The 26,130-nt window shown below is 67.1% G+C and carries 21 protein-coding genes; 13 read left to right on the top strand and 8 right to left on the bottom strand.

From position 1 onward, the window contains the following. The first annotated feature begins 14 nt into the window (after window positions 1-14). Entirely contained in the window at window positions 15-821 is an 807-nt protein-coding gene (locus BLS66_RS00900; RefSeq protein WP_074724887.1) for an amidohydrolase, read from the top strand. Window positions 822-931: 110 nt separating this feature from the next. Beyond that, entirely contained in the window at window positions 932-1,366 is a 435-nt protein-coding gene (locus tag BLS66_RS00895) for a hypothetical protein (protein WP_005417639.1), read from the top strand. A 98-nt stretch (window positions 1,367-1,464) separates the two neighbouring features. Here the strand turns inward: BLS66_RS00895 and BLS66_RS00890 are convergent, their stop codons facing one another. The 4 genes from BLS66_RS00890 to BLS66_RS00875 all read right to left on the bottom strand — a co-directional run bounded on the left by BLS66_RS00890 (window position 1,465) and on the right by BLS66_RS00875 (window position 5,338). Beyond that, a complete protein-coding gene (locus BLS66_RS00890) occupies window positions 1,465-1,710 on the bottom strand; it encodes a hypothetical protein (protein ID WP_053091662.1) in 246 nt (81 codons plus the stop codon). Window positions 1,711-1,922: 212 nt separating this feature from the next. Beyond that, entirely contained in the window at window positions 1,923-3,557 is a 1,635-nt protein-coding gene (locus tag BLS66_RS00885) for a pseudouridine synthase (RefSeq protein ID WP_053460875.1), read from the bottom strand. Then, on the bottom strand, window positions 3,550-4,419 hold the full coding sequence (gene scpB / locus BLS66_RS00880; RefSeq protein WP_074724886.1) for an SMC-Scp complex subunit ScpB: 870 nt from the start codon (window positions 4,417-4,419) through the stop codon (window positions 3,550-3,552). Before scpB ends, BLS66_RS00885 begins: the two co-directional genes overlap by 8 nt. Window positions 4,420-4,432: 13 nt before the next feature. Then, window positions 4,433-5,338, bottom strand: coding sequence for a segregation and condensation protein A (locus BLS66_RS00875; RefSeq protein ID WP_005417635.1), 906 nt, complete (start codon window positions 5,336-5,338; stop codon window positions 4,433-4,435). Window positions 5,339-5,713: 375 nt separating this feature from the next. On the opposite strand from BLS66_RS00875, the gene BLS66_RS00870 reads away from it, so the two are divergent. The 10 genes from BLS66_RS00870 to BLS66_RS00825 all read left to right on the top strand — a co-directional run bounded on the left by BLS66_RS00870 (window position 5,714) and on the right by BLS66_RS00825 (window position 19,566). Beyond that, entirely contained in the window at window positions 5,714-6,013 is a 300-nt protein-coding gene (locus tag BLS66_RS00870; RefSeq protein WP_074725074.1) for a YciI family protein, read from the top strand. Beyond that, a complete protein-coding gene (locus BLS66_RS00865) occupies window positions 6,010-6,285 on the top strand; it encodes a BolA family protein (RefSeq protein WP_049465022.1) in 276 nt (91 codons plus the stop codon). The genes BLS66_RS00870 and BLS66_RS00865 overlap by 4 nt, the downstream gene beginning before the upstream one ends. A 163-nt stretch (window positions 6,286-6,448) precedes the next feature. Further along, the gene (locus tag BLS66_RS00860; RefSeq protein ID WP_074725073.1) at window positions 6,449-7,471 is read left to right on the top strand and encodes a LacI family DNA-binding transcriptional regulator; all 1,023 of its coding nucleotides are present in this window, start codon (window positions 6,449-6,451) and stop codon (window positions 7,469-7,471) included. 78 nt (window positions 7,472-7,549) lie between these two features. Then, complete coding sequence (locus tag BLS66_RS00855) at window positions 7,550-10,603, top strand: TonB-dependent receptor (protein WP_074724885.1); 3,054 nt, start codon at window positions 7,550-7,552, stop codon at window positions 10,601-10,603. Between the two features lie 251 nt (window positions 10,604-10,854). After that, window positions 10,855-12,459, top strand: coding sequence for a glucoamylase family protein (locus BLS66_RS00850; RefSeq protein WP_049465028.1), 1,605 nt, complete (start codon window positions 10,855-10,857; stop codon window positions 12,457-12,459). Between the two features lie 4 nt (window positions 12,460-12,463). Further along, window positions 12,464-13,804, top strand: coding sequence for a sugar ABC transporter substrate-binding protein (locus tag BLS66_RS00845; protein WP_074724884.1), 1,341 nt, complete (start codon window positions 12,464-12,466; stop codon window positions 13,802-13,804). Then, window positions 13,801-14,682, top strand: a complete 882-nt coding sequence (locus BLS66_RS00840) for a carbohydrate ABC transporter permease (protein ID WP_005410323.1) — start codon at window positions 13,801-13,803, stop codon at window positions 14,680-14,682. The genes BLS66_RS00845 and BLS66_RS00840 overlap by 4 nt, the downstream gene beginning before the upstream one ends. Then, a complete protein-coding gene (locus tag BLS66_RS00835; RefSeq protein WP_057493560.1) occupies window positions 14,679-15,515 on the top strand; it encodes a carbohydrate ABC transporter permease in 837 nt (278 codons plus the stop codon). Before BLS66_RS00840 ends, BLS66_RS00835 begins: the two co-directional genes overlap by 4 nt. Next, complete coding sequence (locus BLS66_RS00830) at window positions 15,512-18,679, top strand: discoidin domain-containing protein (RefSeq protein WP_074724883.1); 3,168 nt, start codon at window positions 15,512-15,514, stop codon at window positions 18,677-18,679. Before BLS66_RS00835 ends, BLS66_RS00830 begins: the two co-directional genes overlap by 4 nt. Window positions 18,680-18,681: 2 nt before the next feature. Continuing rightward, the gene (locus BLS66_RS00825) at window positions 18,682-19,566 is read left to right on the top strand and encodes an endonuclease/exonuclease/phosphatase family protein (RefSeq protein WP_074724882.1); all 885 of its coding nucleotides are present in this window, start codon (window positions 18,682-18,684) and stop codon (window positions 19,564-19,566) included. A gap of 115 nt (window positions 19,567-19,681) precedes the next feature. On the opposite strand, the gene rne is transcribed toward BLS66_RS00825, so the two are convergent. Further along, complete coding sequence (rne, locus tag BLS66_RS00820) at window positions 19,682-22,912, bottom strand: ribonuclease E (protein WP_074724881.1); 3,231 nt, start codon at window positions 22,910-22,912, stop codon at window positions 19,682-19,684. 407 nt (window positions 22,913-23,319) lie between these two features. On the opposite strand from rne, the gene BLS66_RS00815 reads away from it, so the two are divergent. After that, window positions 23,320-24,294, top strand: coding sequence for an RluA family pseudouridine synthase (locus BLS66_RS00815; RefSeq protein ID WP_031269982.1), 975 nt, complete (start codon window positions 23,320-23,322; stop codon window positions 24,292-24,294). 87 nt (window positions 24,295-24,381) lie between these two features. On the opposite strand, the gene zupT is transcribed toward BLS66_RS00815, so the two are convergent. The 3 genes from zupT to BLS66_RS00800 all read right to left on the bottom strand — a co-directional run bounded on the left by zupT (window position 24,382) and on the right by BLS66_RS00800 (window position 26,052). Further along, window positions 24,382-25,191: a zinc transporter ZupT gene (gene zupT, locus BLS66_RS00810; protein WP_074724880.1), complete on the bottom strand. Its 810-nt coding sequence runs from the start codon at window positions 25,189-25,191 to the stop codon at window positions 24,382-24,384. 97 nt (window positions 25,192-25,288) lie between these two features. Then, complete coding sequence (locus tag BLS66_RS00805) at window positions 25,289-25,705, bottom strand: energy transducer TonB (RefSeq protein WP_049466835.1); 417 nt, start codon at window positions 25,703-25,705, stop codon at window positions 25,289-25,291. Then, complete coding sequence (locus BLS66_RS00800) at window positions 25,702-26,052, bottom strand: 4a-hydroxytetrahydrobiopterin dehydratase (protein WP_049466833.1); 351 nt, start codon at window positions 26,050-26,052, stop codon at window positions 25,702-25,704. The genes BLS66_RS00805 and BLS66_RS00800 overlap by 4 nt, the downstream gene beginning before the upstream one ends. Between the last annotated feature and the right edge of the window lie 78 nt (window positions 26,053-26,130).

Genomic DNA, 26,130 nt, shown 5'->3' with positions numbered 1-26,130 from the left:
GCGGAGGCGTGGACATGAATGACCTGCGCATTTCCCTCGTCCAGGGTGACACCCGCTGGCACGATCCGGCCGGCAACCGCGCCTACTACGGCGCGCTGCTCGCACCGCTGGCCGGCACCACCGACCTGGTGATCCTGCCGGAGACCTTCACCAGTGGCTTCTCCAATGACGCCATCGCCCAGGCCGAAGGCATGGATGGCCCAACCGTGGCCTGGGTGCGCGAACAAGCGAAGGCGCTGGACGCGGCGGTGATCGGCAGCGTGCAGCTGCGCGACGGCGAGGGCGTGTACAACCGCCTGCTGTTTGCCACGCCCGAGGGCGAGCTGCAGTACTACGACAAGCGCCACCTGTTCCGCTACGGCGGCGAGCATGAGCGCTATGCTGCTGGCCGCGAACGCCTGAGCGTGGAGTGGAAGGGGTGGCGGATCAATCCGCAGGTCTGCTACGACCTGCGCTTTCCGGTGTTCTGCCGCAACCGCTACAACGTCGAACGCCCGCAGCAGCTGGATTTCGACCTGCAGATCTTCGTCGCAAACTGGCCGTCGGCGCGCGCCTATGCGTGGAAGACCCTGCTGCGCGCGCGCGCGATCGAGAACCTGTGCTTCGTGGCGGCGGTGAACCGCGTCGGCGTGGACGGCAACCAGCTGCACTACGCCGGCGACAGCGCGGTGATCGACTTCCTCGGCCAGCCGCAGGTGGAGATCCGCGAGCGCGAACAGGTGGTCACCACCACCATCTCGGCTGAGGCGCTGGCCGCCCACCGCGCGCGTTTCCCGGCGATGCTCGATGCCGATGCCTTCCACCTGGATGAGCAGGCCTGACACGGCACGACGGCGGCTGAATGCCTGCCACGCAGCGCGCGCGCCTGCATCCAACGTGCACGTGCGCGCTGCTAGATTCGCCGGCAGTCGATCGAACTGGAAGTCCCGCCATGAACAAGCCCTTCGCCCTGCTGCTGGCCCTGTCCGCTGCCACGCTGGCCCCGGCCGCGCACGCCGCCGGCAACCTCGATTGCCAGCTGCGCTACAACCTGTCCGGCTGGTCGTTGATCTACAAGACCGCGTCGGGCAACGGCACCGTCAGCTGCAGCAATGGCGCCAGCCTGCCGGTGCGCATTGAAGTGAAGGGCGGCGGCCTGACCGTGGGCAAGTCGAAGATCACCAATGGCCGTGGCAGCTTCACCGGCGCGGTGAGCGTCAACGAGCTGCTGGGCACCTACGCCTCGGTCGGTGCGCATGCCGGCGCGGTGAAATCCAGCAATGCGCAGGTGATGACCAAGGGCGACATCTCGCTGGCCCTGTCTGGCACCGGCAAGGGCTGGGACCTGGGCGTGGACGGCGCCGCCTTCACCATCAGCCGGCGCTGACAACAAAAAAGGGGACGGAGGGGATTAAGTCGCTTTTGCCTCAAAGGGGCGAAAGCGACTTAATCCCCTCCGTCCCCTTTTTCTTGCCGAAGGTGCTGTCAGGTGCCTTCGGTGTTGGTGCGTACGTTGAGCTTCCAACGGATCGGGCCTTGTTGCGGGGTATGCACGTGCTTGGGTTGGGGCGGGAAGGGATCGTTCCTGTTGCAGGTGACCTCGCGCTTGCAGCCCAGGCATCGATAGATGCCTGAAACCTCAACCTTGTCGGCAGGCCCATAAATGGTGTTCCACCACCGGTTGGTGGCAGTGCCCAGCCCCAGGACGGATTCGGAGGTGTGCCAAGCCATTGCGGCTCCTGTGTGTAGTGTGGATGACACAGGCACGATAGTTAGGCCTCGCGCGTCATGCAGCGACGCGTGACACAAACAGCTCGTTTTCAAAGAATTCCTAGTTCTCGCTTTGCGTCCGCCCATGGCGTGGGTCCACCCGGGGGGCGACCTGCCAGGTAAAGAAAAACCCCGGCCGGAGCCGGGGTTTTTCATGTCAGCGTGGCCAACGATCAGCCGCCGCGCGGGCCGCTGCGGCGCGGGCCGCCGGGACCGCGGTTGCCACCGGGGCCACCCGGGCCACGGTTGCCACCCGGTCCGCCGGGGCCGCGATTGCCGCCCGGCCCACGGTTGCCACCACCCGGACCACGACCGCCCGGACGGGCGCCCTGCGCCGGCTTCGGGCTGCCGTACGGGTTGAAGCCCGGCGTGGCGTGGTCGGACGGGAAGCTTGGAGCGTTGCCCGGATGGCCATACGGATGCTTGTTGCCCTGGCCCTGCGAGCGGTTGCCCGCACCGGCCGGCCGGCCCTGGCCGCCTGCGCCACCACGGCCTTCGCCACCGAAACCGCCACGGCCCTGGCCGCCACCGGCGCCAGCACCCGGGCCCTTCGGCTTGCCGTACGGACGGCCCTGGCCGCCAGCACCCGGACCACGGGCACCCGGGCCACGCGCGCCCGGACCGGCGTTGCGATGGCCGCTCGGGCCGGTGCTCACGCCATCCGGCACGTACCAGGTGCGGAACGCGGCCGGGTTGCCTTCCGGCAGCGAGCGATCGTTCTTCGGGGCGCGCTGCTTGAACGGCTTCTGCGACTGCTTGGCCGCCGCTTCACCGCTGACCGTCAGGCCACCCTTGAAGCCACCGCCCTTGCCACCGCGGCCACGGCCGCGATCTTCGCGGACGTTGTCGAAACGGCGCAGCTCGCGACCTTCGTCAGCGGTGTTGTGGCCGTTGACGTAGGCGTTGCCGCGGCCCCCTTCGCGCACGCGCACGGTGGTCTTGGCGGCGCGGCGCTGGCCGATCACCGGCTGCAGCGTCAGCGCCGACGGTGCGCCTTCTTCCAGCTTCAGCTGCGCGCGCAGGGCTTCAACCTGCGGGGTGCTCAATTCCACCGAATGGCCACGGGCCAGTTCGCGCGGCAGGCTGACCTTGCCGTAGCGGGTGCGCTTCAGGCGGCTGACCTGGCAGCCCTGCGATTCCCACAGGCGGCGCACTTCGCGGTTGCGGCCTTCCTTCACCACGACGCGGAACCAGTCGTGCGAATCGGTGCCGCCGATGCGTTCGATCTCGTCGAACTTGGCCGGGCCGTCCTCCAGCGCGACGCCACGGCTGAGGCGGTCGACGATCGCGTCGGAGACCTTTTCCTCGCCTTCCGGTGCACGCACGCGCACCACGTACTCGCGCTCGACCTCGAACGACGGGTGCATCATGGCGTTGGCCAGCTCACCGTCGGTGGTGGCCAGCAGCAGGCCGGTGGTGTTGATGTCCAGGCGGCCGATCGCGATCCAGCGCGCGCCCTTCAGCGGCGGCAGCGATTCGAACACGGTCGGGCGGCCTTCGGGATCTTCGCGGGTGGTCACTTCGCCTTCGGGCTTGTTGTAGACCAGTACGCGCGACGGTTCGGCCAGCGCGGTGGCGACGAAGCCGCGACCGTCCAGTTCGATCCTGTCGCCGCTCTTGACCGACATGCCGGTCTGCGCGACTTCACCGTTGACCTTGACCAGGCCTTCGGCGATGCGCTGTTCCAGCGCGCGGCGCGAGCCAAGGCCGGCCTGGGCCAGCACCTTGTGCAGGCGCTCTTCCAGCTTGAACTGTTCGGAGGTGGCTTCGCGCTTCAGCGAGAGCTTGTTACGGGGGGTGTCACTCATCAGTTTTGCTCCGGCCGACGATTTCGAGGTCGGCCTCTGGTTCGGAATCGGCTTGGTCAACAGCCACGGTCGTCATCGCGACGGCGTTGTCTTCGCGTTCGTTCAGGGGCACCGCGCGCTCGCCCGGCGCGGAATCGGGGTGCCCATCATCGAGGGGCGAAGGTGCTTGCTCATCGGTGGCCGACGCAGGCGCTGCATCGGCGGAATCGGGGGTGTCACTGCCGGCCAGGCCGGCGTCGTCGTTGGCGGCAGCGCCGTCGGCCGAGACGTCCGGACCGTCGGCGCCGGCAACGGCCGGAGCATCGCGGTCCAGCGCCAGTTGCGGTTCCAGCTCGCCCAGGTCCTTCAGTTCCGACAGCGGCGGCAGTTCGTCCAGCCGCTTCAGCCCGAAGTAGTCCAGGAAGCCCTTGGTGGTGCCGAACAGTGCCGGCTTGCCGGGCACGTCGCGGTGGCCGACCACGCGGATCCATTCGCGTTCTTCCAGTGCCTGGATGATGTTGCTGCTGACCGCCACGCCGCGCACCTGTTCGATCTCGCCGCGGGTGATCGGCTGCCGGTAGGCGATCAGCGCCAGGGTTTCCAGGGTGGCACGGGTGTAGCGGGTCTTGCGTTCGGTCCACCGCCGGCTGATCCAGCCATGCACTTCGCTGGTGACCTGGTAGCGGAAGCCCGAAGCGACCTCGACCAGTTCCACGCCGCGTCCTTCGCAGGCCTCGCGCAGCCGTTCCAGCGCACGTTCGATGCTACCCGGCGGCGCCGGCTCCTCCTCCGGGAACAGGTCCTTCAGCTGGGCCAGGGTGAGCGGCTGGCTGGAAGCCAGCAGGGCACCCTCGACAATGCGGTCGATCAGCGATTGATCCATCGGCAGTCAGCGCTCACTCATTGGCATTGGCGGCGTCGTTGTCGTCGAACTCGCTGCTGAACTGCAGCGGGGCGTTGGTGTTGCCGGCCGCCAGCGACTTGACGTAGATCGGCGCCAGCGGTTCTTCCTGGACGATGTCCAGCAGCTGTTCCTTGGCCAGCTCCAGCACCGCCAGGAACGTGACCAGCACGCCCAGCTTGCCTTCTTCGGCCGTGAACAGCCCTTCAAAGCGATAGAACTTGCCGTCTTCCAGGCGGCCGAGTACCTCGCCCATGCGTTGCCGCACGCTCAGTGCCTCGCGCTTGATGGCGTGGCCGCTGAACAGCTCGGCGCGCTTGAGCACGTCGTGCAGGGCCAGCAGCATTTCCTTCAGGTCCACCGGCGGCGGCAGCTTCACCGTGGCGCGCTCGGGCATGAAGGCGTGCGCCACCGTGGTGTCGCGGTCCTGGCGGGGCAGGGCGTCGATGTCCTCGGCGGCCTGCTTGAAGCGTTCGTACTCCTGCAGCCGGCGCACCAGCTCGGCGCGCGGGTCGGCTTCATCGCCTTCCTCGCTGACCGGGCGCGGCAGCAGCATGCGCGACTTCACCTCGGCCAGGATCGCGGCCATCACCAGGTACTCGGCAGCCAGCTCGAAGCGCAGCTCGCGCATCACGGTGATGTATTCCACGTACTGCCGGGTGATTTCGGCGACGGGAATGTCCAGCACATCCAGGTTCTGGCGGCGGATCAGGTACAGCAGCAGGTCCAGCGGGCCTTCGAAGGCATCCAGGATGACTTCCAGCGCGTCCGGCGGGATGTACAGGTCCTGCGGGATCTGCAGGACCGGTTGCCCATGCACCACGGCCAGCGGCATTTCCTGCTGCTGGGGGGCGGGCGGCCGGGTTGGCGGGTTCGCGTCGAGCGCGAGTTCGGAAGTCATCTAATGGACATCAGGATTGCAACGGACCAGTCGCGGCACCGGGTTCGCCGGGCCAACGCCACGGAGCCCCAGGGCACCAGACACGCCGGGATCGGCGCGATTCCACACATATCAAACAGCAGGACGCGCCGCAGGAGACGGCAGCGACGGAACTACGGGGAGGTCGTCTACGTGGCCCGGCCGGGTGGTCCGGTTTGAAGCAGCGGGACGATCGTCGGGGGCTGCGTTGGCCGCAAAAACCGACGGGCTGCTGCATCCAGCCACGTGCAATGGACACTAGGGTAAGCCTTTGCCGCGCCAGTGTCCAGCCGGGGCCGGGAGCGGGCCGGCATTGGCTAGAATCGGCGCACCGACAACGCACGCGAGGAAATGCCGGTGTGGTATGTGATCGAAGGGTATGACGGCCAGGATGTGCTGGCGCAGCGGCTGCAGGCGCGGCCGGAACATCTGGCGCGGCTGCACGCGCTGCGCGACGAGGGACGCCTGCTGCTGGCCGGGCCGTGCCCGGCGGTGGACAGTGAAGACCCGGGCCCGGCCGGGTTCAGTGGTTCGGTGGTGATTGCGCAGTTCGAGTCGCTGCCACAGGCACAGGCCTGGGCCGATGGCGACCCGTACGTCGCCGCAGGCGTCTACACCCGCGTGCAGGTGCGGCCGTTCCGCAAGGTCCTGCCGTGAGCACGGAACGGATCGAGCGGATCCGTGACGCGCTGCAACAGGCACTGGCCCCGAGCGTCCTTGAGATCGAGGACGACAGCCATCGCCACGCCGGCCATGCCGGTGCCCGCGACGGGCGCGGCCATTTCAACGTCCATGTGGTGAGTGAGCGGTTCGCCGGACTGGGGCCGCTGGCCCGGCATCGCGCGGTCTATGCCGCGCTGGGGTCGATGATGGACACCGATATCCACGCGCTGTCCATCCGCGCACAGACCCCGTCAGAACAGGGCTGAGCCCTTGTCCCGCACTGTCATGGCCGGTCCCTGCGGGCCGCGCCACGGACAGATTTTCATGTCCATTTCGGGACATTCGCCTAACGGACTGTTTACAAGCCCAGATGGAAACGCTTACATTCCGCGCCAATGCTGGTAGGTCCAAGCCGTGGAGGGCGGCTTCGTGAACAAGGCAGCTATCACAATCAAAGACGTCGCACGCGAAGCCCGGGTCTCCGTGGCCACGGTTTCCCGCGCGCTGAACGGGCATGAAAATGTCGCCGAACCGGTCCGCCAGCTTGTGCTGGAGGTCGCCGCACGGCTGCGTTACACCCCGCACGCCGCCGCCCGCAGCCTGAGCAGCCGCCGCACCAATACGGTGGGCGTGGTGCTGCCGGACCTGTACGGCGAATTCTTCTCCGAGCTGATGCGCGGCATCGACGGCGTGGCCCGCAACCGCCGCCAGCACCTGCTGGTGTCCAGCTACCACGGCGACCAGGAACAGCAGGGCGCTGCCCTGCGCGCCATGCGCGGCCGCGTGGACGGCCTGCTGGTGCTCTCGCCCTATGCCGAGAGCCCGGGCTTCCTGACCGACAACCTGCCGCAGTCGTTGCCCACGGTGTTGATCAACACCTACCTGCCCGGGCAGGACCACCCGGTGCTGAGCATCGACGACCACGCCGGCGCCATGGCCATGACCCGCCACCTGCTGGATGCCGGCCACCGCCGCATTGCCTTCATTTCTGGTCCGGACCTCAACTTCGACGCGCGCGAGCGCCTGCGCGGCTTCCGTGACGCGCTGGTGGCATTCGGCAGTGGCGCCGAGGGCATCGAGCTGCCCGGTGATTTCGACGAAGCTTCCGGCCATCGCGCCGGTCAGGAGTTGCTGGCAGCCGGAGCGCTGCCCGATGCCGTGTTCGCTGCCAACGACATGATGGCCCTGGGCTGCCTGTATGCGTTCACGCAGGCAGGGGTCCGTGTGCCGGCCGATGTTGCCCTGGCAGGTTTCGATGACATTCCACTGGCGCGTTTCGTCCACCCGTCGCTGACCACCATGCAGGTCAGCATCGCCGAGCTCGGCGACCGGGCCATGATGCGTCTGATGCAGTTGATGGACGGCACCTCCACGGATGGGACAGGGGACAAGCAGACCCTGGTTCCCCGCTTGATAGTTCGCGATTCCACCACTCCGCCATCCGGCCGTTGAAGCCAGAGGCGTTCCTTCTTTTTTTTGACTGATCGTAGGGACCGCGCAAGCGGTTACCGCCACCCGGAGATTGAGTTGATGATGCATACCACCTTCCGCATGCCGGCGCGCCGGCTGCTGAGCACCGCACTGGTCAGCTGCCTGATGCTGGCTGCCGCCCCCAACGTCATGGCGCAGTCGGCCAACGCCAGCCTGCGCGGCCAGGTTGCCGGCGCCCAGGCAGGCACCGAAGTGACCGCCACCAACGTGGCCACCGGTACCGTCCGCCGTGGCACCATCCGCGCCGACGGCAGCTACTCGCTGATGGGCCTGGACCCGGGTACCTATGACGTGGTCGCCAACGGCCAGTCGCAGAAGGTCACCGTCACCGTGGCCTCGACCGCGACGCTGAACTTCGCCGGTGCCGCCAGCAGCACCCCGGGTTCGACCGCAGCCACCAACCTGGACACCGTCAACGTTGTTGCGCCGACCCTGCTGCAGGAAGTGCGCACCTCCGAAGTCGGCAAGACCGTCAGCCTGCAGCAGATCCAGACCACCCCGCAGGTGTCGCGCAACTTTCTGGAGTTCGCCGACGCGGTGCCGGGCATGATCTTCACCCGTGATGCCAAGGGCAACACCTCGCTGCGCGGCGGCGCCACCAATGCCGACGGCACCAACGTGTACATCGACGGCGTGGGCCAGAAGAGCTACGTCAAGGGCGGCGGCGTGGCCGGCCAGTCCGGCAGCGCCGGCAACCCGTTCCCGCAGCTGGCCATCGGCGAATACAAGGTCATCAGCGGCAACTACAAGGCCGAGTACGGCCAGGTGTCGAGCGCCGCGGTGACGGCTGCGACCAAGTCCGGCACCAATGAGTTCAAGGGCGAGGCGTTCTACCGCTACACCGATGAAGACATGCGCGCACGCACGCCGTCCGAGCGCCAGGCCGGTGCCAGCAAGGAAGCCTCGGCCGAAAAGGAATACGGCTTCGCGCTGGGCGGCCCGATCGTGCAGGACAAGGCCCACTTCTTCGTGACCTATGAGGCCAAGCGCTTCGACCTGCCGGTGACCATTGCTCCGCAGGGCTCGGTGACCGGCCTGGCCGGGCTGTTGCCGGCCGAGGCCCGCGCCGGACTCGGCCCGGCCAGCCAGCCGTTCCAGCAGGACCTGATCTTTGCCAAGATCGACGTCGAGCCGACCGACAACGATCGCCTGGAGCTGACCTTCCAGGACCGTGACGAGACCCAGCAGGAGTTCGCCGACCAGACCGCGCCGATGCACGGCAAGGAAACGAAGAACACCGATCGCCGCTACGCGCTGCGCTGGAACCATAGCGGTGAGCGCTACTACAACGAACTGATGCTCACCCACGAGGATTCGTTCAACAATCCCAAGCCGCTGAGCCTGGGCAACGGCATCAACTACACCGGCCCGGACGGCACCGATGAGCGTGCCATCGTCTCCATCGGCGGCGCATCGGCATTCGCCTCGCAGGTGAAGGGCCAGAAGGGCTGGTCGATCGAGGACAACCTGACCCTGGACGGTATCCAGTGGGCGGGCGACCACACCATCAAGATGGGTGCCAAGTACAAGGAGATCGATCTGTACGCCTCGGACGCGGCGCAGATCAATCCGCAGTTCTACTACACCGTGGGCAATGCGGCCTTCCCGGACAGCATTCCGTACAAGGCCCAGTTCGTGAAGCCGGTGACCGGCGTGTCCGGCGTGTCCGGCGAGGTACGTTCCAAGGCCAAGCAGATCGGCCTGTTCATCCAGGACGACTGGCAGGTCAACGACCACCTGCAGCTGAACCTTGGCCTGCGTTGGGATTACGAGAAGAACCCGTCCTACCTGGACTTCGTCACGCCGCCGGAAGTGGTCAATGCGCTGTTCGCGCAGGATCCGCGCGCACCGGCCGGGCAGTCCTATGCCGATACGCTGGCACTGAGCGGCCTGGACATCAACGACTACATCAGCAACGGCCACAACCGCAAGGCGTTCAAGGACGCCTGGCAGCCGCGCCTGGGCTTCTCGTATGACATCAATGCCGACGAGCAGCACGTGATCCACGGTGGCGCCGGCCGTTCCTACGACCGCGACCTGTTCGACTACCTGCAGTTGGAAGTGACCAAGCTGGCCCTGCCGCAGCCGACCATCTACTTCCGCAACCCGGCCACCGGCCAGTGCTTCCAGGGCAACGCCGCCTGCTACGACTGGAACCCGAACCTGCTCAACGGCATCGGCAACCTGCAGGCACTGGTCGGCGCGACCAGCAATGCCGGCCTGGAAGTCGACCTGCTCAACAACAACCTGAAGGTGCCTTACGCGGATCAGTTCAGCCTGGGCATGAGCAACCAGATCGGCGACTGGCTGACCGACGCCACCATCGCGCGCACGCTGACCTATGACGGCTTCGCCTTCACCCTGGGCAACCGTTACCCGACCGGCCAGTTCTTCGACGACCCGCGCCTGTGCGGTGGCACCGAGCCGGGCCTGGGCCAGGCGTGGAGCTGCAACGTGCCGGGCTTCGGCAGCCTGATCATCGGCCAGCAGGGCATCAAGACCCGCACCACCCAGGTCCTGCTGTCGGCGCAGAAGCCGTACACCAAGGAAAGCGGCTGGGGCACCTCGATCGCCTACACCTGGACCACCGCCCGCCATAACCGCAACATCGATGAGCATTACTCGTTCGATCGCGGCACCATCGGCGAGTATCCGTTCATCAAGTCCAACGGTGCGCCGCGCCACCGCCTGGTGGTCACCGGCTCCTACGACGGCTTCTGGGGCATCACCTTCGGCGGCAAGCTGACGCTGGCCACCCCGACGGCGGTGAATGACTGGTACGGCGTGCCGCAGGCCAATGGCTACGCCCTGCCGACGCCGGCCGCCGCGTTCCCGGGCGGCAACGGCAAGTTCCTGATCGGTGGCAAGATCTTCGGCTACCGTTCGGTTGACCTGCAGGCCACCAAGACGTTCAAGATGCCGGGCGATACCGAGTTGTACGCACGCATCGACATCATCAACGTGTTCAACTTCGACAACTTCTCGAACTACAACTACTACAAGAACGGCAAGCTGACCGCCAGCTACAACGAGACCGGCGACATCGTCGGTACGCCGCGCCAGGTCAAGGCGGAGGTGGGCTTCCGCTTCTAAGCGGTGCCGCCTGATGCAGGTCTCCGATGCCGCCGCTCCGGCGGCGGCATCACCTGCATGGACTACGGCAATGGCCGGCCTTGTGCCGGTCCATTGCCCACGCCGCTGCCGGCCAGGGGGCAGCGGCGTGGGCAATGATCGCGGTGTCAGGCCACGTTTTTCGTGGTTTTTTAAGCACACACCTTGTAAACGATTTCAGATCATTGGACGGTATGCTTTCCCATCGATCAGACCACCGGAGGAACCGCGCCATGCAGGCACGCCATCTGTTGTCCGCCGCAGCGCTGAGCCTGGCCGTGGCCGCCTGCCAGCCGGCCCAGCAGGAACCTGCCAAGCCCCGCCCGCCGGTGATCCTGATCGAGGCCGACGCACCGCCGCGGCCGATGAAGCCGGAGCTGCCGCCGCTGTTCGATGACATCGAGCGCCGCACCTTCCAGTTCTTCTGGGACACCACCAACGAGGTCAACGGGCTGACCCCGGACCGCTACCCATCGCGGCCGTTCGCCAGCATCGCCTCGGTCGGCTTCGCGCTGACCGCCTATCCGATCGGCATCGAGAACGGCTGGGTCAGCCGCAACCAGGCGATCGACCGCACGCTGACCACCCTGAAATTCTTCCGCGACGTGCCGATGGGCCCGCAGCGCACCGGCAAGGCGGGCTACAAGGGCTTCTACTACCACTTCCTGGACATGCAGGAAGGCCGTCGCTACGACAGCTGGGTCGAACTGTCCTCGGTGGATACCGCACTGCTGATGATGGGCGTGCTGTTCGCGCAGTCGTACTACGACGGTGACGATCCGCGCGAGAAGGAAATCCGCCAGATCGCCGATACCTTGTACAAGAAGGTCGACTGGCCGTGGCTGCAGCAGCGTGCGCCGCTGATCTCGATGGGGTGGTTCCCGGAGAGCGGTTTCATCGACCACGACTGGATGGGCTACAACGAGGCGATGATGGTCTACATCCTCGCCCTGGGTTCGCCCACGCATCCGGTCAGCCCGGACGCGTGGACGGTGTGGACGCGCACCTACGACAACGACTGGGGTGTCTACCAGGGCCAGGAATACCTGTCCTTCGGCCCGCTGTTCGGCCACCAGTACAGCCACGTCTGGATCGACTTCCGCGACATCCAGGACGCGTACATGCGCGAGCGCGGCAGCACCTATTTCCTCAATAGCCGCTCGGCCGCGCTGGCCCAGCGCGAATACGCCATCGCCAACCCGATGCAGTGGAAGGACTATGGCGAGAACGTCTGGGGCCTGACCGCCAGTGATGGCCCGCAGAACACCACGCAGGAGTACCGCGGCGAGCAGCGCCAGTTCCGCCATTACTCCTCGCGCGGCGCCGGCCTGCGCGAGAACTTCGATGACGGCACCATCGCCCCCACCGCCGCGATCGCATCGGTGGTGTTCGCACCCGAGCAGGTGATTCCGGCGACGCTGGAGATGCACAAGCGCTACGGCGACTACATCTATTCCAGCTACGGCTTCCTGGATTCGTTCAACCCCAGTTTCAACTACGACATCCCGATCAAGACCGGCCGCGTCATCCCGGATCGTGGCTGGGTCGCCAGCGATTACATCGCCATCGACCAGGGCCCGATCCTGACCATGATCGCCAACTACCGCGATGATTTCGTGTGGGAAGTGATGAAGAAGAACCCGTACATCCGCAAGGGCCTGGAGCGGGCCGGGTTCAGTGGCGGCTGGCTGGCGCCGGAAGGGTCGTTCCAGCCCCTGGAACTGCAGAAGGATGAGAAGGCCGCGGCAGCACGCGCGGTGGGTATCGCCGAATCACGCGCGGCTGCCGCGCAGGAACAGAAGAACAATGCCAACCGCACCACAGGCCAGGGCAAGTAACCTGATGCCGAACTGGACCGACCGCCTGCGCCGCTGGGCGCTGCCTGCCCTGGCCGCGCTGGCGGTGGCCGGCTGCGCCCGTCCCGAGACGGGCACCACCACCGTACGCTTCTGGGCGATGGGTCGCGAAGCAGAGGTGGTCAGCGAGCTGATCCACGAATTCGAGGCTGAAAACCCCGGCATCAAGGTGGATGTGCAGAACATCCCATGGACGGCCGCGCACGAGAAACTGCTGACCGCATTCGCGGCCGATGGCCTGCCGGATGTGTGCCAGCTCGGCAACACCTGGGTGCCGGAGTTCGCCGAGCTGGATGCACTGACCCCGCTGCAGCCGTTCGTGCAGCACTCGGCCGTGGTCGACCCGAAGGACTACTTCCAGGGCATCTGGGACACCAACGTGATCCACGGCGAGCTGGTGGGCGTACCGTGGTATGTCGACACGCGCCTGATCTACTACCGCAAGGACCTGCTGGCCAAGGCCGGCTACGACCACCCGCCGCGCACGTGGGCGGAGTGGGAGGAGCAGATGGCAGCGATCAAGCGCATGCAGGGGCCCAACCGCTATGCGGTGCTGATGCCGATCAACGAGTTCGAGCAGCAGCTGTCGCTGGCCCTGCAGCAGCCGGATCCACTGCTGCGCGACGACGATACCCGCGGCAATTTCGCCAGCCCGGGATTCCGCCGCACGCTGGCCTTCTACGCCAACATGTTCGAGCAGGGCTGGGCGCCGAAGATGTCCGAGACGCAGATCTCCAACGTCTGGGATGAGTTCTTCCGCGGCTTCAACGTGTTCTACATCTCCGGCCCCTGGAACATCCGCGAGTTCAAGAAGCTGCAGCCGAAGGAACTGGAAGGCCAGTGGGGCACTGCCGCGCTGCCGGGGCCGGACGGTCCGGGCGCGGGCATCGCCGGCGGCACCAGCCTGGTGATCTTCCGCAAATCGCAGCAGAAGGAAGCGTCCTGGAAGCTGATCGAATTCCTGTCGCGCCCGCAGATCCAGGCGCGCTTCCATTCAATCATCGGCGACCTGCCGCCGCGTCGCAGTGCCTGGAACACACCGTCGCTGGCCAGCGATCCGCTGGCTGCCGCGTTCCGTGATCAGCTGGAGCGGGTCAAGCCGACGCCGAAGGTGCTCGAATGGGAGCGCATCGTGCAGGAAATGCGCATCGTCACCGAGAAGGTGGTGCGCGGTGGCCTGCCGCAGGACAAGGCCGTCGAAGAACTGGACCAGCGCGTGGACAAGGTGCTGGCCAAGCGCCGCTGGATGCATGAACAACAACGCCTGCAGGAGCGCGCGCCGCCGCCGCACTCGAGCAGCGCCGTGGCCGCCGGGAGCCCGCAATGAAACGTACTTCGCTGGCCGGCTGGATCTTCGCTGGCCCCTCGCTGATCGTGCTGGGCGTGTTCTTCGGCCTGCCGGTCGCCTCGGCGCTCGCGCTGAGCGTGACCGACTTCGACCTGTACGCGCTGGCCGACAGCAGCAACCTGCGCTTCGTCGGCCTGGGCAACTACATCGACCTGCTGCAGACGCCGATGTTCTGGAAGTCGCTGTGGAACACCACCTACTTCGTGCTGATCGGGGTGCCATTGTCGATCGGCGTGTCGCTGGGCGCGGCGATGCTGCTCAATGCGCCGGCCGCCCGCTTCAAGGCCCTGTTCCGCACGGCCCTGTTCGCGCCGGTGGTGACCACGCTGGTGGCGGTGGCGGTGATCTGGCGCTACCTGTTCCACACCAGCTACGGCCTGGTGAACTATGGCCTGGGCCACCTGGGCATCAGTCCGATCGACTGGCTGGGTGATCCCAACTGGGCCATGCCGACCATCATGCTGTTCGCGGTGTGGAAGAACTTCGGCTACAACATGGTGATCTTCCTGGCCGGCCTGCAGGCGATTCCGCATGACCTGTACGAGGCCGCGCGCATCGACGGCGCCTCGCGCTGGAAGCAGTTCCTGCACATCACCCTGCCGATGCTCGGCCCGGTGCTGCTGGTGGTCGGGGTGATCACCGTGTCGGGCTACTTCCAGCTGTTCGCCGAGCCGTATGTCATGACCCGCGGCGACCCGCTGCAGAGCACCGTCAGCGTGCTGTATTTCATGTTCGAGGAAGGCTTCAAGTGGTGGAACCTGGGACGCGCCTCCGCGGTGGCGTTCCTGCTGTTCCTGATCATCCTGGCGGTGACCACCGTGATGCTGCGTTTCGGCCGCAAGAGGCAGTTGGTATGAGTCGTGAAATCGGCCAGTCGCGCTGGTACCCGTGGATGATCAATGGTGCGTTGCTGGTGCTGGCCCTGGTCAGCCTGGCACCGCTGCTGTGGATGGTCTCGGTCTCGTTCATGCCGCAGGGCGAGGCCAGCCATTTCCCGCCGCCACTGCTGCCTTCGAGCATCACCACGCACAACTACCATGAGCTGTTCGCGCGCACCGGCATGGGGGGCAACTTCGCCAACAGCCTGCTGGTGTCGCTGGGCATCACCGTGGGTTCGCTGCTGCTCAACACCATGGCGGGCTATGCCTTCGCCAAGCTCAACTTCGTCGGTCGCGAGCGCCTGTTCCAGGTGCTGATGGCGGCGCTGGTGATTCCGGCGCAGGTGGCGATGCTGCCGCTGTTCCTGCTGATGAAGCAGCTCGGCCTGGTCAACAGCTTCGGCGGCGTGATCGTGCCGGCGCTGGCCAGCGTGTTCGGCATTTTCCTGGTGCGCCAGTACGCGCGTTCGATTCCGGACGAGCTGCTTGAAGCGGCGCGCATCGACGGGGCAGGGGAGCTGCGCATCTTCTTCCAGATCGTGCTGCCGATGCTCAAGCCGGTGCTGGTGACGCTGGCCATCTTCACCTTCATGGGCGCATGGAACGATTTCATGTGGCCGCTGATCGTGTTGACCGACCAGGAGCACTACACTTTGCCGGTGGCGCTGGCCACCCTCTCGCGCGAGCACATCATGGACGTGGAAATGATGATGGCGGGCGCGGTGGTTACCGTGGTTCCGGTGCTGGCGCTGTTCCTGGTGCTGCAGCGGTACTACATCCAAGGTCTGTTGCTGGGGAGCGTCAAGGGATGAAGCGCGTGATCGCCGTTGGACTGGGCCTGTTGTGGACCTCCCTGGCGATCGCCGCACCTCCGGTGCTGCCGGCACCGAAGGTGCTGGACGACTTCGACGACATCGGCGCCTGGAAACTGGTGCTGTCCGACCAGGTCAGCGGATCGCTGCGGCCGGTCAGTGGTGCCGGTGGCGGCCGTGCCCTGTGCCTGGACTACGATTTCCACAACGTGTCCGGCTACGTCGGCATCCGCCGTGCGCTGAACATCGAGTACCCGGTCAACTACCGCTTCGGCTTCCAGCTGCGCGGTGACTCGCCGACCAACGACCTGCAGTTCAAGCTGATCGACGCCAGCGGCGACAATGTCTGGTGGGTCAACCGCCCGGGCTACCGTTTCCCCAAGGCATGGTCGCCAGTCGAATACCGCCGTCGCCAGATCGACAAGGCGTGGGGGCCCTCGCCCGAAAAGGAGATGGCGCGCAGCGCTGCGGTCGAGTTCACGATCTACAGCAAGGTCGGCGGGCGCGGCACGGTGTGCTTCGACAGGCTGACCCTGCAGGGCCTGCCAGCGCAGGATGATTCGGCGCTGGCGCCGTCGGTGATCGCCGATACCGCCACCGCGTTGCAGGACCGCATGATCGACGGCAAGAGCGATACGTTCTGGATCAGCGGCGGGGTCAAGCAGCAGACCATCAGCCTGGACCTGCACAAGAGCCGCGAGATCGGCGGTGCAGTGATCGACTGGCTGCCGAATCTGGAAGCCAGTCGCTACACCGTGCGGACCTCCGAGGATGGCCGCGACTGGCGCACCGTGCGCGAGGTGACCGGCGCTGCCGGTGGCCGCGACTGGCTGGCATTGCCGGACACCGATGCGCGGTACGTGCGCTTCGATCTGCTCGATGGCCCGAACTGGCGTTACGGCATCCGTGACATCACGCTCAAGCCGCTGGCCTTTGCCGCCACGCCGAACGCGTTCCTGTCCTCGGTGGCGGCCGACCTGCCACGCGGTTCGTTGCCGCGCGCCTACGTGGGCGAACAGCCGTACTGGACCCTGCTGGGCCTGGACGGTGGACAGGAACAGGCCCTGATCAGCGAGGACGGTGCCCTGGAACCGGCCAAGGGCAGCTTCAGCATCGAGCCGTTCATCCGCCTCGACGGCAAGCTGCTGGACTGGTCCAAGGTTGCCATCACCCAGTCGCTGCAGGACCACTATCTTCCGATCGCCAACGTCGATTGGGTGCACGAGAAGGCCGGCCTGGCGGTGACCAGCTTCGTGCAGGGCACGCCGGAGCGCGCGCAGTTGATCGGACGCTACCGCTTGAGCAATCCGGACAAGGTCGCCCACGAATACACGCTCGCGCTGGCGATCCGCCCCTGGCAGGTCAACCCGCCGACCCAGTTCCTCAACACGGTGGGCGGCTTCAGCCGCATCGATGCGCTGGACGTGGGCGAGCAGCTGGTGCGCATCAACGGCGAGCCGCGCATCTATCCACTGCAGGTGCCCGATGCCCGCTTCGCCAGCACGTTCGATGGCAAGCTCGACGCGATGCACCTGGCCTCCGGGAAATACCCGGCCAGCACGGCGGTGAAGGACAGTACCGGCATGGCGTCCGGTGCGCTGCTGTATACGATCAAGCTGGAACCCGGCCAGAGCCGCGAAGTGGCAGTGGTACTGCCGCAGACCGGGAGCTGGGCGCCGCAGTCGCTGGACGTGGCCAAGGCCCAGGCGCAGGTGGCCGAACAGTGGCGGCAGAAGCTGGGCGTGGTCTCGCTGCAGGTGCCGGCGGCCGGCCAGGCCCTGGTCGACACCCTGCGCACCGCCGTGGCGCACATGCTGATCTCGCGGGTCGGCCCGCGCCTGCAGCCGGGCACGCGCTCGTACGCGCGCAGCTGGATCCGCGACGGCGCGATGATTTCCGAAGGCCTGCTGCGCATGGGCCGCAGCGACGCAGTACGTGACTACATCAACTGGTATGCGCCGTTCCAGTTCGAGAACGGCAAGGTGCCGTGCTGTGTCGATGCGCGCGGCAGCGACCCGGTGCCGGAGAATGACAGCCACGGTGAGCTGATCTACAGCATCGCCGAATATGGGCGCTATACCGGCGACAGCACCTTCGCCGAGCTGATGTGGCCGCACGTGCAGGGCGCCTACACCTACATGGAGCAGCTGCGTGCCAGCGAGCGTACCGAAGAGAACCGTGCGCGCAATCCGGCGTTCTACGGGATGATGCCGGCCTCGATCAGCCACGAAGGCTATTCGGCCAAGCCGATGCACTCGTACTGGGACAACTTCTGGGCCCTGCGCGGCTACAAGGACGCGGCAACGCTGGCGGCCCAGCTGGGCAAGGTCGAAGCGATGCAGATCGCCGAGTCGCGTGACCAGTTCCGTGATGACCTGCAGGCGTCACTGCTGTCGGCGATGCAGCAGCACAACATCGACTACCTGCCGGGCTCGGCCGAGCTGGGCGATTTCGACGCGACCTCGACCACCATCGCGCTGGCGCCGGGCGGCGAGCAGGGCCGCCTGCCGCAGCAGGCGTTGGAGGCGACCTTCGAGCGTTACTGGAAGGAATTCGTAGCCCGCCGCGATGGCAAGCGCGAGTGGAAGGACTACACGCCGTACGAATGGCGCAACGTGGCCGCCTTCGTTCGCCTGGGCTGGCGCGATCGCGCCTGGCAGGCGACCGAGTTCTTCTTCAGGGACCGTGCGCCGCAAGCCTGGAACCAGTGGGCCGAAGTGGTTTCGCGCACGCCGCGCAAGCCGTTCTTCGTCGGTGACCTGCCGCATGCCTGGGTCGCCTCGGACTTCGTGCGTTCGGCACTGGACATGTTTGCCTACAGCCGCGACATGGATGATGCGCTGGTACTGGCCGCAGGCGTCCCGACCGCCTGGCTGCAGGGCGACGGTGTTGCCGTGCAGGGCCTGCGCACGCCGCAGGGCCAGCTGAACTACCGCCTGCAACGCAGTGACAAGCAGCTGGTGCTGGAGGTGCAGCCGGGCCTGGTGCCACCGGTCGGCGGCGTGGTGCTGCCATGGCCGTATGCCGGTGAGCCGGGCGAGGCGACCATCAACGGCGAAACGGCCGAGTGGGTCAACAACGAGCTGCACGTGCACCAGCTGCCGGCGCGGGTCGAGATCGAGGTGCCGGGCGCGGTGCGCCGCGCCGAGCGCAAGGGGCAGTAATCATGAAGCAGCAGGGAGCAAGGGCGCGCACGACGATGCGCGCCCTGGGGCTGGCGGTTGCATTGGCGCTGCCGGGACTGGTCCTGGCAGCCGGGCCGCAGGCGGCCACGGCGGCCGAGGCCGCCAACGCGCCCGGCATGAGCATGGTGACCTTCAACCTGCATCATGACCGTGAGGACTGGCCGAGCCGCCGCCGCACCATCCTGGCCGAACTCAAGCGCCTGCAGCCCGATGCCATCGCCCTGCAGGAGGTGATCCAGCGCCGCAACGTGCGCAACCAGGCGCAGTGGCTGGCCAGCCAGCTCGGCTACAGGTACATCTTCGTCTCCACCGATCCGGTGGGTGCACCGAAGCGCTATGGCAATGCGTTGCTGAGCCGGCGCCCGGTCCTGGCCCGGGGCGAGCACCTGCTGCAGCCGCGGGAAGACTACCGCACCGTTGCCCATCTGCGCATCGATGTGGACGGCAAGGCGGTCAACGTCTATGCCACCCATCTCAACGAACGCAATGACGAAAGCGGCCAACGCATCCGCCGCGCACAGGTCGAGGACCTGCTGCGCTTCATCACCGCCACGTCGGCCGGGGCACCGGTAGTGATTGCAGGCGACTTCAACGCGCTGGTGGATGCCGGCGACCTGAGCGAGCTGCGCAGCCACTACGGCGACAGCTACGGCAGCGTGCACGTCAACACCGACCTGGCCGGGGTCAGCACCTTGAACCGGCACTATTACCAGGCGCCGTCGCGGATCGACCACATCTTCTTCCAGCAGGACCGGATGGTCGCGCGCGAAGCGAAGCTCCTGTTCGACCAGCCCGATGACAGCGGGCGCTGGGCCTCGGACCATTACGGCGTGTGGACGCGCCTGCAGTTCGCGCCGAAGCCCTGACGCAGGGGGGCTGTGGTCGTTGCCAACCCGGGTGGGTGCGATACGACCAGCGCCACAAACGGAAACGGCGGGGATCATCGATCCCCGCCGTTCGTTTTACGCGATCAAGCCGCGATCAGTTCGCCGGCGGCGTGCGCTTGGCGGCTTCTTCGTCTTCTTCGTCGGCCTTGGCCTCGGCCGCCTGAGCGGCGGCATCGGCGTGACCATCGGCGACCGGATCGACCGACGGCGTCACCACCGCATCGGCGACCGGCGCCGCAGCGTCGACCGGCGCGGCTTCAACTGCCACCGGAGCCACCGGCTGTTCGGCGACCACGACCGGCTCGACAACCGGCTTGGCCTCGACCGCCGGCGCAGCCGCAACGGCCACCGGCTGCGCTTCGACCGCCGGAGCGGCTTCAGCGATCTGCGGCTTCGATTCCACGACCGGCGCAGCCTCGACCGCTGCCGGCGTCGCTTCGATGACCGGCGCGGCTTCAGCCACTGGCGCGGTTTCAACCACGACCGGCTTGGCTTCGATCACCGGCGCCGCAGCGGCCACCGGCTGGGCCGGAGTCGCAGCATCGATGGCATCGAGCATGCTGGTCTGCACCGGCGATGCCGGTTCGGCCTTCGCGGCGCTGTCGACCGGGGCCTGCACCTCGGCCACGGCCGGTGCAGCGGTTTCCACCACCGCGCTGCTCACCACCGCGACCGGCGCAGCGGCAACGGCGGCAGCGGCGCGGACCGGCTTCCCGGCGTCGGAGGCGGTCGGCTCGACGTCGTCATCGAAGTCGAATTCCGGCTGCGAGCGGGTCGGCTGTGCAGACGCGGCCGAAGCAGCACCCGCACCGTTGTCGAGGTTCGGTTCGGCACCCTCGGCGTCATCACCGTCGTCAACGTCGTCCTGGTCATCGCCCAGGCTATCGCTGCCGGCCGTGTTCTCAGCACCACCACGGCGACGGCGACGGCCACCACGACGGCCGCGGCGGCGGCGGGTCGCGCCTTCACCGTTCTGTTCGCCATGGGTGTCAGCCACCGCCTCGTCACCGGTCACCGCAACGGCTTCGGCCTCGCTGCCGGCGTTGGCGGCGTTGGCGGCGGTGTCGGCCAATGCGGCGGCGTCCGCCGGAGCGGCCGCTGCCGGAGCCACCGGCGCCACCGGCGCGGTCGCTTCCTGCGCGGTCACCGCATTGGTGGCGATGGTCGTCGCGGCCACGGCTGCCGCCGCGGTCACGCTCTCCGCCGGTGCCTCGACGCCGCCGCGCTGCGGCTTCTCGGCCGGCTTGTCACCTTCCTGCTGCTGGCGCGGCTGCTTGGGCTGCTTCAGCTTCGGCTGCTGGTTCTGGTTCTGGCCCTGGCCCTGCTGGTCGTTGCGCGGCTTGTTCTGCTGCTGCGGCTCCTTCTGCTTGCCCTGCTGCGGCGGCTGCTGGGCATTGCCGTTACGGCCGTCCTTGCGCTGCTCACCACGGTCCTTGCGGTTGCCGCCGTCCTTCTGCGGCTGCGCGTTGCCGTTGCCGCCATTGCCACGCGTGTCGTCGCGACGGTCCTTGCGGTCCTTGTTGCGATCCTTGTGGCGGTCCTTGCGGCCGCCGTCCTGCTGCTGGCGGGCGGCCGGAGCCACCGGTGCCGGCGCCGGGGCCGGCTCGCCACCGAACACGCGCTTGAGCCAACCAATCACGCCGCCGCTGGGGGCGGGTGCCGCCGGTGCGGCGACGACCGGGGCCGGAGCTGCCTTGGCCGGTTCAACTTCCTCGCGCACCGGGGCGGGCGAGGTGTGCTTGACCTGGGTCACCGCCGGCGGCGGGATGTTCAGCTGGCCCTTGGTCAGGGCGTGCACCGGCAGCTTGCGCGGGGTGCCGCGCTGGTAGCTGGGCTTGCTGCTCTCTTCACCCAGCTCGTTCTCGCGCAGGCGGGTGACGGTGTAGTGCGGGGTGTGCAGCTGCTCGTCGGCGACGATCACGATCGGCGCCTCGTGGCGCTGCTCGATCTCGCGCAGCGCGCTGCGCTTCTCGTTCAGCAGGTAATTGGCGATCTCCACCGGGGCCTGGACCAGCACCTGCCCGGTGTTCTCCTTCATCGCATGCTCTTCGGCGACGCGGATGATCGACAGCGACAGCGACTCGACACTGCGCATGCGGCCGTGGCCGTCGCAGCGCGGGCAGACGATCTGGCTGGATTCACCCAGGCTCGGGCGCAGGCGCTGGCGGCTCATTTCCAGCAGGCCGAAGCGCGAGATGCGGCCGACCTGGACGCGGGCCCGGTCGTACTTCAGCGCGTTGGCCAGGCGGTTCTCGACCTCGCGCTGGTGCTTGTTGGAGGCCATGTCGATGAAGTCGATCACCACCAGGCCGCCCAGGTCGCGCAGGCGCAGCTGGCGGGCCACTTCCTCGGCCGCTTCCAGGTTGGTCTGGAAGGCGGTGTCCTCGATGTCGCTGCCCTTGGTGGCGCGCGAGGAGTTCACGTCGACTGCGGTCAGCGCTTCGGTCTGGTCGACCACGATCGAGCCGCCCGACGGCAGGCGCACGTTGCGCTCGTAGGCGCCTTCGATCTGCGATTCGATCTGGAAGCGGTTGAACAGCGGGATGTCGTCCTTGTAGTGCTTGAGCTTGCGCAGGGTCTGCGGCATCACCTGCTGCATGAACTCGCGGGCGTGCTCGTACATCTCCTCGGTGTCCACCAGGATCTCGCCGATGTCGGCGCGCAGGTAGTCACGCAGGGCGCGCACGATCAGGCGCGATTCCTGGTAGATCAGGAACGGGGCCGGCTTGCTCAGTGCGGCTTCGGCGATGGCACGCCAGACATTGAGCAGGTAGTCCAGGTCCCACTGCAGTTCTTCCGCATCGCGGCCGACGCCGGCGGTACGGATGATCACGCCCATGTCGTCAGGGATGTTCAGCTTGTCCAGGGCGTCCTTCAGCGCGGCCCGGTCTTCGCCCTCGATGCGGCGCGACACGCCGCCGGCGCTGGGCGAGTTCGGCATCAGCACCATGTAGCGGCCGGCCAGCGAAATGAACGTGGTCAGGGCGGCGCCCTTGTTGCCACGCTCTTCCTTGTCGACCTGGACGACGATCTCCTGGCCTTCCTTCAGCAGCTCGCGGATGCCGGCCTTGTTGTGGTCGACACCGGCCTGGAAGTAGTCGCGGGAGATTTCCTTCAGCGGCAGGAAGCCATGGCGGCCACCGCCGTACTCGACGAAGGCCGCTTCCAGCGAGGGCTCGATGCGGAAGATCCGGCCCTTGTAGATGTTGGACTTCTTCTGTTCCTTCGACGGCTGTTCGATGTCGATGTCATACAACGACTGGCCATCCACGATGGCAACACGCAGCTCTTCAGCCTGCGTGGCGTTGATCAGCATTCGCTTCATTGTTGCGTTCCTCGCAAGCGGCTACCGCGCGGAACGCCATGGGGTTTCGCCTCTGGACACGGCTCGCCGCCCATTCGCGCAAGCGCGGGGAGGGCGGCTTGGGTTTCCAGCGCTACGACACCACGGCAGGCCGCGGGAGCGCTTCACTCTTATGGTTTTTGGGTGTTGCAGGGCCGCAGGCAGCTGTCAGCCAGGCTGGAGCGCCACGCGGGACATGTTCAGCACGGTTGCGTGTCAGGCATCCGGCGATGGCCGGGAAGGCCGGTGAGCCGCTAACATGGCCGCCCCGCGGGCGGTGGTCGCGCACTGTGCCGGATTCGTCGGAAGCTGGGCTTCTGGCCCTGAGTAACTTCCAACGAAATCAATCCCTTATCTCGCCCCCCGAGTGTAACAGAATAAACAGCCTGATGACCGCCCAAGACCCCACCAAGCCCGCTGGCGACAAGCCTTCCGTGCGCATGATCACCGTTCCCGCCGACCGCGCCGGCCAGCGCCTGGACAACTTCCTGCTCGGGCAGCTGAAGGGCGCCCCGCGCAGCCTGGTGTACAAGCTGGTGCGCAGCGGCCAGGTGCGGGTCAACGGCGGCCGCGCCAAGGCCGAGCGCAAGCTGGAGGCCGGTGACGAGGTGCGCGTGCCGCCGGTCCGTCTCAGTGAAGAAGGAGACAAGGCCGGTCCGCCCGAGGCGTTCATGCGCCGCCTGGAGCAGGCCATCGTGTTCGAAGACGCGCGCCTGCTGGCCCTGAACAAGCCCTCGGGGGTGGCCAGCCATGGTGGCAGTGGCATCAGCTTCGGCGCGATCGAGACCCTGCGCGCGTTGCGTCCCGGGCAGACCCTGGAACTGGTCCACCGGCTGGATCGCGACACTTCGGGCCTGCTGATCGTGGCCAAGAAGCGCTCGGCGCTGAGCGAACTGCAGGCGCTGCTGCGTGAAGACCACGGCGCCGGCATCCGCAAGCGCTACCTGACCCTGCTGGCCGGGCGCATGCCCGACGGGGTGATGACGGTCGACGCGCCGCTGCACGTGGGCCTGCGCCAGGGCGGCGAACGCCATGTGCAGGTCAACGCCATCGGCAAGGAATCGATCAGTCACTTCCGGGTGCTGGAGCGCCGCGGCGGCCATTCGTACTGCGAGGTGCGCATCGAGACCGGCCGGACCCACCAGATCCGCGTGCATGCCCAGCATCTGGGGCATCCGGTGGCCGGCGATGACAAGTACGGCGATCCTGCAGTCAACAAGCGGCTTCGCGAGCAGATCGGGCTGAAGCGCCTGTTCCTGCACGCGGCATCGCTGGAGTTCGCGCTGGATGACGGCAAGAGCCCGTATGTGCTGAACGCGCCGCTGGCGGATGAGCTGGTCGAGGCGCTGGATCGGCTGCGCTGACAATGACCGGGTAGCGCCGGGGCAGGCCCGCCCGCTACCTTTTTTGGGTAGATCCACGCCATGCGTGGATGCGCCCCTCTGGGTCGTTCACCACTTGAACAGCACCAGGCTGATCGCAAGGGTGCCCATGCCGGCCACCAGTCCGTAAACTGTCTCGTGGCCCTTGGCATAGCGCTTGGCCGCCGGCAGCAGCTCGTCCAGCGCCAGGAACACCATCACGCCGGCGATCAGGCCGAACACCCAGCCGAACGTGGCGTGCGACAGCGATCCGGACAGCAGCAGGTAGCCGATCGCTGCGCCGATCGGCTCGGCCAGGCCCGACAGCAGGCTGGCGGTGAACGCATAGGCCTTGTTCTGTGTGGCGAAATACACCGGCACCGCGATCGCGATGCCCTCGGGAATGTTGTGGATGGCGATGGCGAAGGCCAGCGGCATGCCCACCGACGGGCTTTCCAGCGTCGCAAAGAACGTCGCCAGGCCCTCCGGGAAATTGTGCGCGGTGATCGCGATCGAGGTCAGCAGGGCAACGCGCTTGAGGTACTCGCGGCTGTTCTCGCGGAACGCGGGATCCTGCTTGTCCAGGCTCTCATGCGGGTTGGGGATGAAGTGGTCGATCAGCACGATCACGATCACGCCCAGCAGGAAGGCCAGGGTGCCGTAGGTGAAGCCGGTACGCTCGCCATAGGCCAGGGCGAACGAGGCAATGGACTTGTTGAGGATTTCCGACAGCGACACATAGACCATCGCGCCACCGGCAAAGGCCAGGCCGAACGCCAGCAGGCGCGGGCTGGGGCGGCGCGAGAACAGCACCAGCAGGCTGCCGATCGCGGTGGCCAGGCCTGCGGCCAGCGTGACCGCCAGTGCGATCCAGATGTTTTCGGGGGGAATCTGCAGCATCTACCGACGCGGTCCTGGTCAACAGACAACCGCCCCGGACAGGGCCGGGGCGGCGGGGGCGAGGCGGGCGTCGGCGGGCCTCGTCGGGTGCGCGCGATCAGCCGCCGCGGCGCAGGCGCTCTTCGATGGCGAAGCACTGGTCCGGCTTCGGCTGCGGCGGGTTGAAGCTGACCGGCACCTGGATGGTGGCCGGTACCGGCTGGCCGTTGCGGGTCGCGGCCTTGAACTGCCAGCCCTGCACCGCGGTCCTGGCCAGTTCGTCCAGCTGCGGGTTGCCGGCGCCGGTGAGCAGGGCGACCTCGCTCGGCTTGCCGTCGGTACCGATGGTCACCTTGAAGGTGCTGGTGCCGCCCACGCCCATGCAGGCCAGTTCCAGCGGGTACTGCGGCGGCGGCGTCTTCACCGCTGCGACTTCGGTCGGCGCGGGCGGTGGCGGTGCCGGCGGTTCGGACGCGCCACAGCCGGCCAGGCCGGTCGCAGCGATCAGGGACAGGCTCAGCAAACGTACGTTCATGGCAGTTGCTCCGTCAGGGCCGAAGTCTTGGCCGCGCAGATGAAGTCGTTCTCGCTCAGCCCGCCCACATCGTGGGTGGAGAAGCGCACGACCGCGCGGTCGTAGTGCACGCCCAGGTCCGGGTGGTGGTCCTCGCGGTGGGCGATCCAGGCCAGCGCGTTCACGAAGGCCATGGTGGCGTAGTAATCCTTGAAGCGGAAGGTACGCGACAGGGCCTGGCCACCCTCGCTCAGCTCCCAGCCGGGGACCTGCGGCAGCAGTTCGGCCAGGCGGGCTTCGCCGAGCTTGTGGTCGCTGCCTTTGCGCGGCACGCAACGGGCCTGGGCCAGTGGAATCAGGTCGGCCATGGGAATCTCCACCTCGTGTTGACTGAACAATGCGCCGGACGGTGTATAAACCGAATGAGCGGCTGACGCTTACTTGGC

It is taken from the genome of Stenotrophomonas pavanii, from assembly GCF_900101175.1.
Lineage (GTDB): Bacteria > Pseudomonadota > Gammaproteobacteria > Xanthomonadales > Xanthomonadaceae > Stenotrophomonas > Stenotrophomonas pavanii.
Note: the sequence above shows the minus strand (reverse complement) of the source record. Positions and strands in the feature narration are given on the sequence as shown.